The organism is Desulfomicrobium apsheronum (genome assembly GCF_900114115.1).
GTDB classification, from domain to species: Bacteria; Desulfobacterota; Desulfovibrionia; order Desulfovibrionales; family Desulfomicrobiaceae; genus Desulfomicrobium; species Desulfomicrobium apsheronum.
In genome coordinates, this window is the sequence record NZ_FORX01000002.1 from 40,171 (window position 1) to 55,536 (window position 15,366).

Here is a 15,366-nt window from a genome sequence, read left to right on the forward strand (position 1 = left end):
GAAAACAATGGAGAAGTTTCCGCGTGAACATCCGCATTTCCGTCCGCACCAAACTGTTTCTGAGTCACATTCTCATAGTCGTATTCATCGCCGGCACTGCGGGGACGTATTTCTACCTGAGCGCTGTGGAAAGCCTCATGAATGGGCTCAAGGAGCGCCTTCAGGCCAGCGCGGGTCTCATTAGCCAGACTCTTGACGCCGAGGTTTTGCGTCACATTCGTGCCGAGGAAGATACGGTCAGTCCCGAATACGCGGCCACCCTCGATCAGTTGCGCACCCTCAAACGCATGAACCCTGACATCGCCTTCCTTTACGTGATGCGCCTTGAAGCAGAAAAGGTCTTTTTCATCATTGACTCCGACGAAACCAACGCGCAGGCCCTGCCAGGCAAGAACTACGACCACGATCTGCCGACCCTGCGAAGGGGCTTCACGTCCATGATCGTCGACGACGAGATCTCCACCGACGAATGGGGTTCGTTTCTATCTGGCTACGCTCCTATCAAAAACGCCAAGGGGCAGTATCTGGTGGGCATCGACATGCGTGCCGACCAGGTGCGCGAGAAATACAGCGCCCTGCGCATCTCCGGCGCTGTCTCGTTATTCGCGGCGATTCTCCTGGCCTTCATCCTGGCCCGAATCCTGGCCAACCGATTCATGATGCCCATACGCGTATCCATCTCCCGCTGTTCCTCCATCGCTGAGGGCCGCTACGACGAGCAGCTCGACATCCAGACCAATGATGAACTCGACAGGCTCATTGAGGCCATCAATAAAATGTCGAGCAGTCTGTCCCTGTCCCAGCGCACGACACAAGCGGCCGTCAACTCCTTGCACCAGGCCAAGAATGAATTGGAGATCCGGGTTCGTCAGCGCACCGCCGATCTCTCGGAAGTCAACAACAAGCTCAGCCAGGAAGTGGCCGAACGCCTTGTCGCGCAAAAGGCTTTACAGGCGGCAGCGACCATCGATCCCCTGACTCGTCTGTTCAACCGCCGGGTCATCCAGGAGCGGCTCGACCTCGAAGTGGCCCGTAACAGCAGGCAGAACACGCCCTTCACGCTCATCATCGTGGACTTGGATCACTTCAAAATGATTAACGACACTCACGGTCACGATGCCGGGGACAGCATCCTGGTGGAAACGGGAGTGCGCATGAAAGGCATCATCCGGGGGCAGGATACGCTGGCCCGATGGGGCGGAGAGGAATTCATGATGCTTCTGCCGGATACCGACGCGGCAGGAGGACTGGAGGTCGCCGAGAAGGTCCGCGTGCGCATCGCCGACACGACATACTATTTTGCGGGCCAGGAAATCCGGATTACGGCGAGTTTTGGAGTGGCTCAGTATGATGGAGATTTAGACAGAGCGACCATGGCCGCTGACAAGGCCCTCTATCAGGCCAAGAGTCTGGGCAGGAATCGGGTCGTGCTGGCCGACGCAGAAAGTTGAATACATAAGGGGTACGAAAGCTCTTTGCGGCAGTATGAACTGAGGTTGTCTGTTTTTACAAATCGCCCGATCAGGCCGGTTTTCAACATCGTCGAAAACCGTTTTCCTGACACGGGCGTATTTTTTTGTGCCAGAGGGCTCAGGGGGTGTAGAGCGCCAGAACCTTGCGCACGAAATCCTGCGTTTCGCGGAAAGGGGGAATGCCGCCGTGGCGCTGCACGTTGCCCGGGCCTGCGTTGTAGGCCGCCAGGGCCAGCTCCAGGGTGCCAAAGGCGTCCAGCTGGCGGCGCAGGTACAGGCTGCCCGCCTCGACGTTGGCACGGGGATCGAAGGGGTCGGTCACGCCGAGGTGCGCCTGGGTGCCGGGCATGAGCTGCATGAGTCCCTGAGCGCCCTTGGGGGAGATGGCCAGGGGATCGTTGTTGGACTCCACGCGGATGACGGCCCTGATGAGACCTGGGTCCAGCCCCGAGACGCGGCTGCCGTGTCCGATGATCGGGTCCCACTCGGCCATGGTCGGCATGTGTGCTCGCCCTTGGGCTGATTCCGTGACGAGCAGGGGCGGGACCATGCGCGGCAGGGCCAGGAGATGGGCGTGATCCGAAAGGGAATAGACATCCATCTGCTCGATCATGTTTTCTGTACCGCGAGCGGGATCGCGCAGCGCCGAGGCTTCGTCGTCATGCAGGGGCCGCACGACCTGGGGCATGCGTTCCGAGACGCTCATCTCCTCCTGCAGGATGCCGGGCATGCTGCGCCCTGGGCCGTCTGCGGACAGGGCCGGAGAGACGAGCAGGGCAGCCCAGGTCAGAGCGGTGGCGGCGTGTCGGAGGGGGCGCATCACTCGGGCTTGGCGAAGTAGAGTTCGACGATGTTCGCGCCGTTGTGATGTCTGTATTCGTGGCGGGCGCTGACGGATTTCACCAGATGGACTCCAAGGCCGCCGATGGGCCGGTGCTCCGCGTCGAGGTCGAGGTCGGGCTCAGGGGCCTCGTCGAAGGGGTCGAAGGGCCGTCCCCAGTCCGTGACGCTGAAGAAGAGGTAGTCCCGGCCTTCCAGCTGCGCGGGACGGCATTCCACCCGGGCCTCGCCTTGGCCGCCGCTGTAGGCGTAGGAGAAGACGTTGACCAGGAGCTCCTCGGCCGCAAGCCGCACCTGGGGCGCGATATCCCGGAAGTCTGGCGGGATGCGACTCTCCAGAAACTCGATTACTGCGTCGAGTTCCTCAATGCGGGCGGGCACGGTCAGGGTGGCCATGTTTCTCCTCTCAGAGCTTGGCCAGGGCCGCTTCCGCAGTGTCGTAGATTGGCATCATGGCCGTGAATCCCGATATTTTGAATACTTCACTGACCATGGGCTGGAGGTTGCAGAAGGCCACGGGGACCTTTTTTGCGCGGCTCCCCTTGAGCAGGGTCAGTATGCCGCGCAGGCCGGCGGAGCTCATGTATTCGATGCCGGCCAGGTCGATCAGGATCTTGACCGCTCCGGCATCAAGGCTCTCCTGGCAGGCGTTGACGAAAATGTTCGTGGTCGTCGCGTCCATGCTGCCGCTTGGTTTGATGACAACGATGTCCTGTATCTGCGAAACGTCGATTTGCATGTCTTTCTCCATTTATTGTGCGTAGCTCAGGAGCAGGCCCTGACTGACCTTCACCCACCCGTCAAGGGTCACGAAGAGAAGGAGCTTGAAGGGCAGGGAGATGGTCATGGGGGACACCATCATCATGCCCATGGCCAGAAGGATGTTCGAAATGATGAGGTCTATGGCCACAAAAGGCAGGTAGAGCAGGAATCCTATCTGGAAAGCCTTGGTCAGCTCCGAAATGGTGAACGCTGGAACCAGGATGAACATGTTGTCGGGCGCGATGCGTTCGTGAAGATTCTGGGGCCAAATGCGTTTGGCCGTGCTCATGAAGGTCCGAACCACCGATTCGTTGGCGTTGGCTGACAGGAATTTGCGCAGGGGCGGTGAGATGTGCTCGAGGATCTGACCGACTTCCGCAGGGGTCGGGTTTTCCTTGATGTCGGCGGTCTCAAGGAGCGCTGCCGTGTTCATGGCCATGGGCGCCATGATGAAGATGCTGAGGATGATGGCCAGGCCGTTCATGACCATGGTCGGCGGGACCTGCTGCACGCCCAGGGCGTTGCGCACCAGGGAGGTGACCACCACGATCTTGACGTAGGAGGTGACCATCATGAGCATGAACGGCGCCAGGCCAAGGGCCGCGATGCCAAAGATGAAAAAGAGTGGATTAACCCCGACCATCCTGTCCCCCCTTCCGGGCCAACGAATCGACCTGCACGCCGAGCACGCCGTTGATGTCCACCAGGCGTCCCGTGCCGACAACGGCCCCGTTGATGCGTAGCGATACCGGCGAGAGCGGGTCGCAGCCGAGGGTGAAGGTGTATCCCGGCACAAAGGCCGCGAGGTCCGCGACCGTCATGGTGCGGCGTTCAAGCTCGAAGCAGAGCTCGACGTCGATGCCGCCGACATCCAGTCCTGCCTGATCTTCGGCGGGAGAGGTGGTCGCGGACGGATCTGTGGTGGTCATGGGGATCTCCTGGGAATTCGACACGGCGTTCACCACCGTGGCTTGGGTGTCGTTGACGGTGCACAGCACCCCGGCAGCGCCGCCAGGGGACTTGGCCTGTCCGGTCGCGGGAGGGCACGGACGGAGCATGATCCTGCCCTGTGCGCCTTGGTAGTCGGGCGGCAAGAGGATGTCGCCTTGCTCCAGCGTGGAAAGCTCATCGATGGAGATGCGCATGCTGCCCGCGTCCACGCACATCGCGATGGGCAGGTCGGGATGCTCTTCCGCGCCCTGGCCTGCGCCGCGAACCGGCAGTTCTGCAAGGCGATCGCACAGGAGCAGGGCGGACTGTCGGTCCGGTATGGCGACGCGCAAGGGCACGGGTGCATCGTCATGCTCGGCGTCGGAAAATTCAAGAATCAGGTGCACGAATGCGGCCGGATCATCGTTCTTTGTCTCGTCGGGTTCGAGCGTGGCTTCGCCCAAGGTGACGGCGTTGCCCATGAGCTGTTGCAGGGGCTCAAGCAGGGAGCCAAGGATCAGGTCCAGCACAGCCAGACGCACGGCCTCGGGCAGGTCTGTCCAGAGCGGAACCTCGGCGATGGCGGGATGGCGGCGTATGAAATCCGTGTCGCCCAGTTCCACGCGCCAGGTGCTGCCTGCGCAGTGCAGGCGTAGCGAACCCATGACCGTGAAGGGAAAGGGGGCAGGCACGGCCCGCAGCGTGGCGGGGCGATGGCCGACGGCCACGGCCCACGGCTGTTCGCGGGTTAGAAGCATGTTGTCCACGTGGGCCTGGAGCGGGTCCAGGCGTGGAGGAGCGTACACGGCGGACGTGTGTTCAGGCATGGTTGGTCCTGTCATCGGGGTTCATCGGTTTCGGGGACCCAGCCTCTTGAACGGCGATTGCTGTCGTTGTCTTCCGCGCCGCTTTCGGAGGTGATGTCGATGCGCACCGGACTGTCCAGACTTTCCAGCCTGGCCTTGAGGTCGTTTTGCGCCGCGACGAGGGTCTGGAAGGACGAGGCGTTGTCCGTGATCAGAACGACCTGCAGGGTGCCATCGGGGCCTTTGCTCATGCGGATTTCCGTTCCGGGCAATACGTCGGGTCCGAGGCGTAGCCGCACTTCCTGTCCACCGTCCGCAGTCTGGCCGACCAGGATGCGTTCCACCAGCTTCTCGGCCAGTTCGTTGGGCGGCATGGGCGCTTCAGGGCGGGCTACACCGGGCGTAATCGACGCCATGCGTCCGCTGAACAGGTCATTCAGGGGCAGGGAAGGCATCTGTCCGGGAGCATCGTCATCCGGGGCATTTCCAGGTGCTTTCGTGGGAGTGTCAGCGGATCGGTCTTCGCGATCCTTTCCTTTGGTCTCCATGGAATCTTGGAAACGCTGCACCGAGTCTTTGTCGGGTTGCTGCGGTCCGGGCTTTTCTTCCCCCGAGCCAGCCCTTTCGAGGCGTGTGGAGTCGACTTTCATGAAATCCGGCATATTCTTGTCCTTTCTGATCAGGATCAGGCGTCATCGCCCGTGCCGATGGGCAGGGGCCTGAATTCTTCGCTTTCCAGGTCTTCCTTCCGTTCGGCTTCCCGGCGGGTCATTTCATTCCATATGTTCTTGTGGGCCAGAATGCGGGCCGTGTCGCGACGGGCCTTGTTCAGGCCGTTCTTGGCGTCGGCCACTGTCTGGCGGGCCTTGACGAGGGCCTGCTCGGCCTTGGCCACATCCTCCTCGCGCAGGAGTTCTGCATCACGCAGGCGACCGAGTCCGGCCTTGAAAGCCTCAAGGTCGTCGAGGCTCAAAAGTTGTCCCATTATGGTCTCGTAGCGCCTATCCTCTTCTTCTAAGCGCCAGATGCGATAGCGCTCAAGCTCTTTTTCGCATTCCTGCAGCGCGGCCTCGGCCTCGCGGACCATGCGCTCGGCCTGTCGCAGCAGGTTCTGAGCGGTTTCTTCCCGATACTGTCGCACCGAGAGCAGGGGAGCGAGGGGGTAGCGAGCCATGGTCAGGACACGACCTTGTGCATGGCCTGCAGGGTCTCCTCGAAAGTGCTTTTCTCGGACAGGCCCTGCTTGAGGAACGTATTAACGGCGTCGATTCGGCTCAAGGCGTCGTCGGCATCCCGGTCCGAACCCTTCTTGTATTCGCCTATCTGCACGAGCAGTTCGACTTCCGCGAACTTGGCCAGGATCTTGCGCAGCTTCTGGGCGGACTGCTTGTGTTCGCTGGAAATGATGGCGTTCATGACGCGGCTGACGCTGGCCTGCACGTCGATGGCCGGGTAATGGTTTGATGCGGCCAGCTTTCTGGACAGGACAATATGACCGTCAAGGATGGAGCGGGTCTCGTCGGCGATGGGTTCGGTCATGTCGTCGCCTTCCACCAGCACCGTGTACAGGGCCGTGATGGAGCCCTTGTCCGATGTGCCGGCACGTTCCATGAGTTTTGGCAGGGTCGAGAAGACCGAGGGCGGGAAGCCGCGCCTGGTGGGCGGTTCGCCTGCGGCCAGGCCGATTTCGCGCTGGGCGCGTCCGAAGCGGGTCACGGAATCCATCAAGAGCAGCACGCTGCGGCTTTTGTCGCGGAAATATTCGGCGATGGCCGTGGCCGTGTACGCGGCCTTGAGACGCTCCATGGACGATCTGTCCGAAGTGGAGACCACCAGCACCGCCTTCTTGCGGCCTTCGGGCCCAAGGTCGTGTTCGATGAACTCGCGCACCTCGCGGCCGCGTTCGCCGATGAGAGCCAGCACGCAGACATCGGCGGAGCAGCCCTTGATGATGCTGGAGAGCAGGGTGCTCTTGCCGCCGCCCGCTGCGGCGAAGATGCCCATGCGCTGCCCTTCGCCGCAGGTCAGCATTCCGTCCAGGACCCGTAGTCCCAGGGATATGGGGCGGTCGATGATGCGCCGCGACATCGGATTGGGCGGGTCGGCGTACACGGGGTAGCGGGTGCGAGGTTTCAGCGGCGGCCCGCCGTCGATGGGATTGCCCAGGCCGTCAAGCACACGGCCCAGGAGATCTTCGCCTACGGGAACCGAGTGGATTTCGCCGGTGGGAATGACCTCCGTGGCTGGGGAGATGCCCTGCAGATCTCCCAGGGGGGTCAGCAGGGCCACCTGTTTGACGAAGCCCACCACCTCGGCCTTGAGGGTCCAGCTGTCCCACGGATTGCGCAGGATGCACAGCTCGCCCACCTTGACCCCGGGCACCACGGCCCGGATGATGGTGCCGACGACCTGCTCCACGCGGCCTCGAACCTCCACGGAACTGGTGTTCTGGACCGTCTCCTCCAGGAGAGCGCCGATATATTCAAATGCCATTCCCGTTCTCCTTCCGTGCAGCCGGGGGGCCGTGCGGATTATGCCGGCCCGCTGCGCGGATCAGGCGTTGATGCGGGCCTGCAGTGCATTCTCCAAGGCCCGCAACTGGGTTTCGAGGCTGGCGTCCACCACGCCCAGTTCGCTTTCGAGGAGGCAGGCTCCGCGTTCGAGGCGCGCGTCGGGCACGATGTCCAGGAAACTGGTCCGCCCAGGGGCGGTCTGCAACATGGCCGCCAGGGCCTTCTCCACGGCTGCGGCGTCGGCGGGGGCAACGCGCACGGTGACATGCTGCTGGTTGCGCACGCCCATCAGGGCCGTGCGCACGATGCGCACGATGCGGTCCGCGTCGTCGAGTTCGCCGATGATCTTGCGAAGGGCTTGGCCGACGACGTCGACCAGGGTCGATTCGATGCCTTCGATGAACTCCACCGAAGACATGATCGTTTCGAGCATTTTCTCGGAATGTTCGAGTTTGCCCTCGGTGCGGCCGTCTTCGTAGCCCTGTTGGCGTTGCTGCTCGTAGGCCTCTTCGGCCTCGCGCACGATGGCTTCCGCCCGTTCCCGCGCGGCGTCGAGGATCTGTTGGGACGAATGAAGGGTCGCGGCATCCGCGGCCTTGAGCACCCGCAGGCCGGCCGGAGGCAAGACCGTGTCCTTGGTTAGTCGAAACATGGAGCCCATTGCGGCGCGACCTCCTTGAGCAGAATTTTCTTGAATCCAAACCATACGGCTCGTCTGGCTTCGGCCGGGAGAGTCTGATCCAGGTCCGTGTCAATGTTGTCCGGGGCGCTGACGGCGGAGAACGCCGGGGCCAGTTCGGCGAACCGGGCGGCGCAGATGTCCAGCAGTTCCCGGGGCCAGACGGAGCTGCACAGGGTCAGGGCCTGGCGTCCGTGCAGACGGATGCGCGCGGCCAGACCGCCGTGTCTGTCGCCGAAGAGACCAGCCAGTGATCCTGCCTGGAATCTGCCGCGCTGCAAGGCGTAGGCGAACAGATCCGGGCCTATTTCTCCGCGCGCGGTCAGGACTTCTTCGCGTGCGATGAGGCGGGACAGTTCGTCGGCATGCAGGGCCACGCCGAATTGGAGCACGGCCCGGGCCAGGAGTTCCGGTGGCAGAAGGGCCAGCCGACGCGATTCCTCCGCGAAGTCCCAGAAACGACCCGGTCCGTCGGAAGTGCCTTGGTCGGCGAGACGGCGCCGAGCGCGTCCGTTGGCCCACAGGGTCTCTGCGTCCAGGCCCTGGATCCGGAGCAGACCGGCGGGCACCTCGGTCGGCCGCAGGTCACCCTGCCCGTTGAATGCGAGCATGGAGCGAAAGAGCTCCGGCTTGTACCGGATGATGTGGACAAAAAAGTCTTTGTGCATTCGTTGGCCTTGTCGTCACGGGTCACTTGCGAAGGAGCCCGCCGAGCTGGTGTCGGGAACGCTGATCCGTTTGGATCGTGCGCCGGTTCACTCGGGCAGGGCGGCCTTGGAATCCTTCCGGCGCTGATTGCGACGGTAGAGCTCATACCCCGCCAAGAGGATGCCACCGCTGACGCACAGGGCCGCGACCAGAAGGGCCAGGGCCTGGACAAACGGCGGACCGTCGGCGGGCTTGTACGGGATACCCATGAAGCGTTCCTGGCCGACCATGGGGACACTCACGGATTCGCGCGCCGGAACCAGCATGATCGAGACGCGTTCGGGGTCGAGATTCGGAACGGCCTTGGCCGTGACCTCGCGCACCCGGGCCACGAGGTTGGTCACAGGGGAATCCGGCAGGTGACGCATGAATACGGCCGCCGACGGCAGGTTCTGGTGCTCGCCGGCCTGGGCGACCCCGGCCGGGACTACGTGCACTCTGGCAGTGAGCACGCCGTCGATGCGCGAGAAGGTGTCCGCGAGTTCCTGGGAGATGGCGTAGGCCAGGCGTACCTGTTCCTCGGCCGGAGAGGAGATCATGCCTTGCCCGGAGAAGATCTGCCCCATGTCCGTGAAGCTGCCGCGCGGCAGGTTGTTTTCCTGGAGGATCTCCAGGGCCTGGACGAGCTGTTTCTCACCTACGGTGATGGAGAAGCCTTTCTTGCCCTCGGCCACCTTTTTGGCCTGAATGTCCCGCTTGAGCAGAACGGTCAGCATGGAGTTGGCTTGTTCCTCGCTCAGTTCCCGGTATACTTCGACCTGGCATCCCGCCAGGGCGAGGCAGAGCAATACCACGAGAATGGCCGGGATGAGCCGATCGGGCAGGGGGAAGCGACCCCGGGGAGTTGAAACGTTGGGTGTAGGCACCGTGCAATCCTTGTGTGTGTTATCCCTTTTGTCTGAGGAGGCTTTCGAACCCCTGGGCCATTTTTTGCGAGGCTTTCATGCCGCTTTCGGCATGCACCTTGAGCATCCCGGCGAGATACTGCATGCGGAACAGGTCCTCGGCGCGCAGTTGGCCCGACTCGATGCGCCCCAGGATATTCTCCAGCTCGCGCAGTCCGTCCGAGGCCTCGACCCTGGACGAAGCATCCGGCTGGGGGGCTGCATCCGTAGCCGCAGCCTCTCGTGGAGCGAATCCATTCGTTTCCGCCGTGCGCAAGCCCTCGGACTGGTCGGCGATTTTCTCCGGGGCTTCCGGAGCGTCCATGGCCTGGGTGCCGCTCGGCACGGCCTCCGTCCGGAGCTGGGTCTCTTCTGTCGGCTGCACGTCGATCTGGGGCTGCTCGTTTAATCCCGTAGCGTCGTCGGTTCCGGATGATCCTTGAGAAACGGGCTCGGGGCCGCGCTCCATGGCTTCCTCGAAGGCGCGTACCAGTTCCGGGTCCGGTTGCCCGCTGGGACCGAAGTCCGAGCGCAGCTCCGCGCCGCTGGAGACTCCGGTTTTTTCCAGGGCGGCGAGCAGCCGACTCGCCAGGTTGGCGACGGACCCCAGTTCCATGGGTGCCTGCTACTGACGAGCGCGTTCGAGCAGGGTCGTCGCGAGTTCGGCTCTGGGACCGCCTTCGCGGGACAGGGGTTCCAGTACGTCCTCGGCGTCGTCACGCCGTCCGGCCAGGGTGAGGCAAAGGCCGAGCATGGCGCGGGCTTCCTGGTCGGCCGGGTCGGCAGCCAGAACTTTCTCCCGCAGGAGTTGCTCGCCCTCGGCGAACTCGTTGAGGACGATGTGGCTCAAGGCCAGGCCGATACTGGCCGGGGCCATGGCCGGGTCCAGGGTCAAAAGGCCTTCGTAGATGGCCCGCGCCTCGACTACAAGGCCCTTGGAGCAGCCTGCGTTGGCGATGTCGAGGAGGCGTTGTCTGTGTTCCGTGGAAAGCATGGGTTTCTCCCTAGCCCGCGCGCTGGGCGAGGCTTTTGAGCATGTCGTTCATGCTCTTGGTAACGGTGGAGAGGGATTCGAGCATGGCGTTGTACTGGCCAAGTTCGAAATTGAGCATGGCCATCTGCTCGGGGCTGGCAGACTCACTGTTCTGCAGCTCCTTCATTTTCTGCTCGATGTTCGCGCCGCGCTTGCTCACGGCTTCCATACTCTTGTCGAAGAGATTGCCCAGGTTCAGTCCGGGGGTTCCTGAAATAGCCATATGTACCTTCCTTGCCCGCCGGTGCGGCAGGCTGCGTTTTTCAGATCAGGACGAGAGCTTGTTCAGGATGCTCTCAGCGGCCTGGATCATGGCGCGCGACGTCCGGGCCGTGGTCATTTCGTCCGGTGCCAGACCCCGGTCCATGTTTCTACGGATGTCCATGTCCATGTTCAGAAGGTCTTCCCGGATGGGCTTTAGGCCCGTACCCGATGGATCGTTCTCCAGCATGTCCAGGACCGAGACAAAAGCTTCATTCATTGGCGCCTCGCAGTCTGTAAATGGTTACAACCCCGTCTTTGCGGAGCCTTAGTTCCTTGTCGTCGATGCTTTCCAGGGTGTGCCCCGTGGGCAGCAACCCGCCCTCGAAAACCCGTTCACCCGTGTGTACGGAGATGAAGCGCATGGGTGAGAGGGTCACGCCCGTCACCTGGAGTCCTTCGATGCTCGCTTCGGTAGGTTCTGCCGCTGCGGGGCCCTGGGCAGCCATGGGCATGGCCGATGTCGTGTTCGCGGGAGTTGCGGCCCTGGTAAGCGTGACCTGCGTCGCGGCAACGATTCTGAAAGGCACCGGAACCCCAAGGGCTTGTTGCGTCTCGGACATGACCGACTCCAGCACGCTGCGTTGGGCTTCGGAAAAAGTCCCCGAGAAGATGACCATCCCGGGGCGGTAGTCGGCCGAGACGAAGTTCATGCCCGCACGGCTCAGCAGGGGGCGCAGGGTTTCGTCCACTGCATCGGCATGGATGATGTCCCGGATCAGGAGGGGACGCGTATTGGCCGGGAAATCTTCCAGCACAGCGGTGAAGGCGGCTTCTTCCACCTGACTGCCGCGCATGTAGCCGCGTACCTGGTAGCCATTGTTTTCCTCGGTCTTCAAGATCTCCGGGAACAGTCCTTGGCTGTTGAAGGCGAAGGCGATGGCCCCGATCCGGTCCGCACGCACGTGGACATCGAGTTGAACAGGTGATTGCAGACTTTGGGCCAGTCGGAGCAAACGGACTCGCTCGTGGTCGTCCGCCACTTCCCCGCGTACCTCCAGGATCTCTCCGTCGCGCTCGACCGAGAGGTTTGTGAACCCGCTTTCTTTCAGAATTTCAGTGAGTTCTTGCTGGTTGACGCCGGCCGGCCGGGTTGAAAATTCGTAGGATACGGCCAGGGAGCCAAGGCAGAGCAGGATCACAAGGGCGCTTATGATCTTGCCCGTGATCCGGTTTCGGGGTCGGGGCGGCGTCGCGGCGGAGTCAACGGAGTCGGCGTTTGCCAATTCTGTTGGCGCCTGGTTCGTTCCGGCTTCGACGGCCTGTGTGTCGGGCGCCAAAGGGGGCGTTGCCTGCCTGTCGGTGCTGTCTGCGGGTTTCGCGAGGCGGGCGATGAGTTCCTGCCATGCTTCAGCCGTGTCTTTGGACGGCAGCCAGGCCAGCATGGTCGAGCCCAGCAGACACGGTGAACCGGGACTCCAGGGAGTGCCGTCGGCAGCGGCCGAGCTCTGGTCGATCAGCACGGCGTCGTCCACGGGTCGGATATCCACCTGCGGTGGGTCCTCTTGGACGGGGATGATCCGCACCAGGGCGTGGCGCGGCGACACCAATCCCTCGCTCAGGATGATGTCGCAGGAATCGTCGCTGCCGACCAGGTGTTCCCCGGGCGGCAGGATGATTTCCGCGCCCAGGTGGGGGCCGGAAAAGACGCGCAGGCGGATGGAACCGGCCGGGGTCATGGCTGGGCGCCTCCTGCCGGCATGGCTTCGGCTTTGAACGGCGCCGCGAGCGCCTCGTCGGTCGGTGCGGCATGCGAACAGCCACTGCGTCTGGGCGGTGCCGGGCGCTCTGAATAGTCCGCCTGGGTCGGGCTCTGGCGCATGGCCGGATCATCCACCCGAGGCGGGATGGCGGGCATATCCTGCAGATTGATGACCCTCGGGGTTATGAGGATGAGCCGTTCCATGCGTTTGCTGCTTTTCGACGTGGTCTTGAACAGGTTCCCTACGCCCGGGATGTCCTTGAGGATGGGGATGCCGCTTTCGGCGCTGCCCTTCTGTTCGTAGTAGTAGCCGCCGATGAGCAGGCTCTGTCCGGCCCCGACGATGGCCTGGGTGTTGATCTTGGTCTGCTTGATGGGCGGGATGGTCGTGGTGGAAGTGGCTTCGCTGTTGTTGTTCTGATCGTCCTGGACGTTCACGGCCAGCTTGATGGTGCGCCGTCCGTCCTGCTCAGTGATGATATGCGGGGTGACGCGCAGTACCGTGCCCGCCTCGACCTTGAACAGGTCCGAGGCTTCGTTGCCCTGAATGGGGATGTAGTAGGTGGTGGTGTTCTCCAGGGTGGCCTGCACGTTGTCCACGGTGAGGACGGACGGGCGGCCGAGCATGCGCGCCTCGCCCTCTTCTTCCAGGGCCTGGATGCGGGCCAGGAAGTAGTCGGAGCCCATGGTGTAGATGGTGGACAGGGTCAGCCCCGCGCCGGACGGAGAGCCGGGGACGGGCAGGGCGGAAAATGCGCCGTCGCTTGACGACAGCTCGCCGCCGAATCCCCAGCCTTTGCCGGAACCGTCCGCAGCCTGGTAGGTGATGCCAAGGTCGCGCTTGAAGTCCGTATCGATGTCCACGATGGCCGCGTGGATTTCGACGAGTTCCACGGGTTTGTCCAGGTCTTCGATGACCTTGGCGTAGTAGGGCATGCGGTATTCGGCGTCATGGACCAGAACGGCGTTGACCCTGGGGTCGGCCATGATGTTGGCGCCTGGGCCGGTGGCCTCGGGCTGCGCGGCCTGCTCCGGCTGCTCTGACTCTCGGCCCTGGGCGGCCAGCCCCGTGCCCGAGAGTGTGGCCAGCGTCGCTTTTTGCTGGGTCACCCGCGTGGCCGAGACGGGCGTTCCGTTCAGCATGGCCCGCAGGATGCTCGCGATGCCGGGTATGGTCACGGTCTTGTCCATGCTGTTCACGGTGATGTCTTCGGCCCAGGCGTACTTGAGGGGGAAGACGCGCATGACAACGGTTCCGGTCTGGGCCTCCTCGAAGGCCGTCACGGCGCTCATGACCTGGTCGATGTATTCCGGCGGACCGGAAACGACGATCATGTTTCCGTCCGGGGCCAGGACCGGGTTGAGCTGCGGTGAGAATACGGCCGATTGCTGGAGCATGGAATAAAGCCTTTCGGCCGTCAGCGCCCTGGGGGTGATGAAGGCGCGGGTCATCTCCGCATCATTGAAAAAATGGAGGGTGGTGCCGATGCGATACCAAGACACGCCGAAGGCGGCGCGCATGCCCTGCAAGAACTTGTCCGGGGGCACGTCGGAGAAACGGCCGCTGATCTTGCCGGTCACCCCGGCGGACAGGGACGCCCCGAGCCCTTGCGCGCGGGCGAAGTGCATGAGCACCGTGGCGAGTTCCTGCTGGTCCGCGTAGTAGCTGAAGGGCTTGGAGAAACCGCGCCCGGACGCCACGGGGGGCGGGGCGAGCGAGAGTTCGGCGAGCGTCGGCGCGGTCGTCGGCTGCTTTTTCACTGCCGAAGCCGTGTACAGGTCAACCACGACCCGGTCGGGGCCTGTCAGGGCGAAGATGCGGTGGCGGCCCATGGCCATGAGGTCAAGGGAGACTTCCACTCCCGAGTCCGGGTCGGCGGTGGCCTGGATGGACGAGACGATGCCGTCGCCGACAGCTCGCGTGGGCTTGACATCATTGGACATGCCAGCACCGCGCAGGCTGATTCGCAGTCGTCGTGTTCCGGCCTTTTCCTCCAGGACCTGCGTGAAGTCCGCCGGTGCGCTGACATCCAGAACAACCCGTGTGTGTCCGGGTTCGGAACGGTGACGGATACCGTTGAGCACGGGGGAGCTGGGGGCGGCCGGGACCGGGGCCGCCGTCAGGACGGCCAGGGCAAGGACCAGGAGGACCGCCGCGCGGCGCAGAAAGCGTGAAGGCAGATGAATGGCCATGCCCATCAACGTCCCGGAGACCATGAGCCGCCGAATCCGGACAGGCTGAAGGGTGACGGCGCGGCGGCCTGTCCGGGTTTTGATCCGGTCTGGGCCTGCCACCACGCGAGGTCGTTCAGGAAAGCCCGGGCCTCGTCAGAGGCTACGCGGGCCAGCATGTCCGGCGCAAGCCCGTCGAGCCTGACGGCGCGGTGCAGTTGCAGGCGGCCGGTGTCGATGGAGAGAATGGATTTTCGTTTCCGGGAGGCGGCTACCGCGCGCTGCGCGCAGGTCTTCAGGAGCGCATCGGCCTCGGTTTCCGTGTCCGGCAGGGTGGCCAGGGTGGAGCGGAAAATGCCGGTGCGCCCGTCGGGCGAGAAAAAATCCATTTCGAGATCTTCTTCCAGACGGAAGCGGAACACGCCGTCGTCGCTCGGTCGGGCCGGTTGCCAGCCCGCGGCCGAGGTGATGGCGTCGGCGGCCTGTTGGGGCAAGGTCATGTGAACTCCTTGTAGAACGTGAAACTCTTGGGCCAAGGCCCTCATTTTGTCAAACAAGTTTGCCCGTGCACCATGTTTCTGAAATCGGTCCGGAATTGTCGGAC

The 15,366-nt window shown here is 63.2% G+C and carries 19 protein-coding genes; 1 reads left to right on the forward strand and 18 read right to left on the reverse strand.

The window, feature by feature from the left end:
• Window positions 1-23 precede the first annotated feature (23 nt).
• Complete coding sequence (locus BMZ40_RS02330; RefSeq protein WP_092372527.1) at window positions 24-1,451, forward strand: diguanylate cyclase; 1,428 nt, start codon at window positions 24-26, stop codon at window positions 1,449-1,451.
• 139 nt (window positions 1,452-1,590) lie between these two features.
• Here BMZ40_RS02330 and BMZ40_RS02335 read toward each other — a convergent pair whose 3' ends face one another.
• From BMZ40_RS02335 to BMZ40_RS02420, 18 genes are all read right to left on the reverse strand, one after another.
• A complete protein-coding gene (locus BMZ40_RS02335; RefSeq protein WP_245751008.1) occupies window positions 1,591-2,292 on the reverse strand; it encodes a lytic transglycosylase domain-containing protein in 702 nt (233 codons plus the stop codon).
• A complete protein-coding gene (locus BMZ40_RS02340) occupies window positions 2,292-2,708 on the reverse strand; it encodes an ATP-binding protein (protein ID WP_092372528.1) in 417 nt (138 codons plus the stop codon). The genes BMZ40_RS02335 and BMZ40_RS02340 overlap by 1 nt, the downstream gene beginning before the upstream one ends.
• Window positions 2,709-2,718: 10 nt before the next feature.
• Entirely contained in the window at window positions 2,719-3,051 is a 333-nt protein-coding gene (locus BMZ40_RS02345) for an STAS domain-containing protein (RefSeq protein WP_092372529.1), read from the reverse strand.
• A gap of 12 nt (window positions 3,052-3,063) precedes the next feature.
• A complete protein-coding gene (gene sctR, locus BMZ40_RS02350) occupies window positions 3,064-3,717 on the reverse strand; it encodes a type III secretion system export apparatus subunit SctR (protein ID WP_092372530.1) in 654 nt (217 codons plus the stop codon).
• Window positions 3,704-4,831 (reverse strand): type III secretion system cytoplasmic ring protein SctQ, encoded by a 1,128-nt coding sequence (gene sctQ, locus BMZ40_RS02355; protein WP_177192982.1) that lies wholly within the window; start codon window positions 4,829-4,831, stop codon window positions 3,704-3,706. Before sctQ ends, sctR begins: the two co-directional genes overlap by 14 nt.
• Before the next feature lie 11 nt (window positions 4,832-4,842).
• Entirely contained in the window at window positions 4,843-5,472 is a 630-nt protein-coding gene (locus BMZ40_RS02360; protein ID WP_092372532.1) for a type III secretion HpaP family protein, read from the reverse strand.
• A 23-nt stretch (window positions 5,473-5,495) separates the two neighbouring features.
• Window positions 5,496-5,984: a type III secretion protein gene (locus tag BMZ40_RS02365; protein ID WP_092372533.1), complete on the reverse strand. Its 489-nt coding sequence runs from the start codon at window positions 5,982-5,984 to the stop codon at window positions 5,496-5,498.
• Window positions 5,985-5,986: 2 nt separating this feature from the next.
• Window positions 5,987-7,303, reverse strand: coding sequence for a type III secretion system ATPase SctN (sctN, locus tag BMZ40_RS02370; RefSeq protein WP_092372534.1), 1,317 nt, complete (start codon window positions 7,301-7,303; stop codon window positions 5,987-5,989).
• 60 nt (window positions 7,304-7,363) lie between these two features.
• The gene (locus tag BMZ40_RS02375; RefSeq protein ID WP_092372535.1) at window positions 7,364-7,984 is read right to left on the reverse strand and encodes an HrpE/YscL family type III secretion apparatus protein; all 621 of its coding nucleotides are present in this window, start codon (window positions 7,982-7,984) and stop codon (window positions 7,364-7,366) included.
• Window positions 7,963-8,670 (reverse strand): hypothetical protein, encoded by a 708-nt coding sequence (locus tag BMZ40_RS02380; RefSeq protein ID WP_092372536.1) that lies wholly within the window; start codon window positions 8,668-8,670, stop codon window positions 7,963-7,965. The genes BMZ40_RS02375 and BMZ40_RS02380 overlap by 22 nt, the downstream gene beginning before the upstream one ends.
• A gap of 87 nt (window positions 8,671-8,757) precedes the next feature.
• Window positions 8,758-9,576 (reverse strand): type III secretion system inner membrane ring lipoprotein SctJ, encoded by an 819-nt coding sequence (sctJ, locus tag BMZ40_RS02385; protein WP_245751009.1) that lies wholly within the window; start codon window positions 9,574-9,576, stop codon window positions 8,758-8,760.
• A gap of 19 nt (window positions 9,577-9,595) precedes the next feature.
• A complete protein-coding gene (locus BMZ40_RS02390) occupies window positions 9,596-10,210 on the reverse strand; it encodes a hypothetical protein (protein WP_092372537.1) in 615 nt (204 codons plus the stop codon).
• Window positions 10,211-10,219: 9 nt separating this feature from the next.
• The gene (locus BMZ40_RS02395; protein ID WP_092372538.1) at window positions 10,220-10,588 is read right to left on the reverse strand and encodes a tetratricopeptide repeat protein; all 369 of its coding nucleotides are present in this window, start codon (window positions 10,586-10,588) and stop codon (window positions 10,220-10,222) included.
• Between the two features lie 10 nt (window positions 10,589-10,598).
• On the reverse strand, window positions 10,599-10,850 hold the full coding sequence (locus tag BMZ40_RS02400; RefSeq protein ID WP_092188771.1) for an EscF/YscF/HrpA family type III secretion system needle major subunit: 252 nt from the start codon (window positions 10,848-10,850) through the stop codon (window positions 10,599-10,601).
• A gap of 45 nt (window positions 10,851-10,895) precedes the next feature.
• On the reverse strand, window positions 10,896-11,108 hold the full coding sequence (locus BMZ40_RS02405) for a hypothetical protein (protein ID WP_092372539.1): 213 nt from the start codon (window positions 11,106-11,108) through the stop codon (window positions 10,896-10,898).
• A complete protein-coding gene (gene sctD / locus BMZ40_RS02410) occupies window positions 11,101-12,567 on the reverse strand; it encodes a type III secretion system inner membrane ring subunit SctD (RefSeq protein ID WP_092372540.1) in 1,467 nt (488 codons plus the stop codon). The genes BMZ40_RS02405 and sctD overlap by 8 nt, the downstream gene beginning before the upstream one ends.
• Window positions 12,564-14,783 carry a type III secretion system outer membrane ring subunit SctC gene (sctC, locus tag BMZ40_RS02415; RefSeq protein ID WP_245751010.1) on the reverse strand — a complete coding sequence of 740 codons (2,220 nt, stop codon included), beginning with the start codon at window positions 14,781-14,783 and terminating at the stop codon, window positions 12,564-12,566. The genes sctD and sctC overlap by 4 nt, the downstream gene beginning before the upstream one ends.
• 5 nt (window positions 14,784-14,788) lie before the next feature.
• Window positions 14,789-15,262 carry a CesT family type III secretion system chaperone gene (locus BMZ40_RS02420; RefSeq protein WP_177192983.1) on the reverse strand — a complete coding sequence of 158 codons (474 nt, stop codon included), beginning with the start codon at window positions 15,260-15,262 and terminating at the stop codon, window positions 14,789-14,791.
• Window positions 15,263-15,366 lie beyond the last annotated feature (104 nt).

Coding starts and splice junctions, on each gene's coding strand:
- BMZ40_RS02335 (WP_245751008.1), bottom strand. CDS start 2,292: ATGCGCCCCCTCCGACACGCCGCCACCGCTCTGACCTGGGCTGCCCTG.
- BMZ40_RS02340 (WP_092372528.1), bottom strand. CDS start 2,708: ATGGCCACCCTGACCGTGCCCGCCCGCATTGAGGAACTCGACGCAGTA.
- BMZ40_RS02345 (WP_092372529.1), bottom strand. CDS start 3,051: ATGCAAATCGACGTTTCGCAGATACAGGACATCGTTGTCATCAAACCA.
- sctR (WP_092372530.1), bottom strand. CDS start 3,717: ATGGTCGGGGTTAATCCACTCTTTTTCATCTTTGGCATCGCGGCCCTT.
- sctQ (WP_177192982.1), bottom strand. CDS start 4,831: ATGCCTGAACACACGTCCGCCGTGTACGCTCCTCCACGCCTGGACCCG.
- BMZ40_RS02360 (WP_092372532.1), bottom strand. CDS start 5,472: ATGCCGGATTTCATGAAAGTCGACTCCACACGCCTCGAAAGGGCTGGC.
- BMZ40_RS02365 (WP_092372533.1), bottom strand. CDS start 5,984: ATGGCTCGCTACCCCCTCGCTCCCCTGCTCTCGGTGCGACAGTATCGG.
- sctN (WP_092372534.1), bottom strand. CDS start 7,303: ATGGCATTTGAATATATCGGCGCTCTCCTGGAGGAGACGGTCCAGAAC.
- BMZ40_RS02375 (WP_092372535.1), bottom strand. CDS start 7,984: ATGGGCTCCATGTTTCGACTAACCAAGGACACGGTCTTGCCTCCGGCC.
- BMZ40_RS02380 (WP_092372536.1), bottom strand. CDS start 8,670: ATGCACAAAGACTTTTTTGTCCACATCATCCGGTACAAGCCGGAGCTC.
- BMZ40_RS02390 (WP_092372537.1), bottom strand. CDS start 10,210: ATGGAACTGGGGTCCGTCGCCAACCTGGCGAGTCGGCTGCTCGCCGCC.
- BMZ40_RS02395 (WP_092372538.1), bottom strand. CDS start 10,588: ATGCTTTCCACGGAACACAGACAACGCCTCCTCGACATCGCCAACGCA.
- BMZ40_RS02400 (WP_092188771.1), bottom strand. CDS start 10,850: ATGGCTATTTCAGGAACCCCCGGACTGAACCTGGGCAATCTCTTCGAC.
- BMZ40_RS02405 (WP_092372539.1), bottom strand. CDS start 11,108: ATGAATGAAGCTTTTGTCTCGGTCCTGGACATGCTGGAGAACGATCCA.
- sctD (WP_092372540.1), bottom strand. CDS start 12,567: ATGACCCCGGCCGGTTCCATCCGCCTGCGCGTCTTTTCCGGCCCCCAC.
- sctC (WP_245751010.1), bottom strand. CDS start 14,783: ATGGCCATTCATCTGCCTTCACGCTTTCTGCGCCGCGCGGCGGTCCTC.
- BMZ40_RS02420 (WP_177192983.1), bottom strand. CDS start 15,262: ATGACCTTGCCCCAACAGGCCGCCGACGCCATCACCTCGGCCGCGGGC.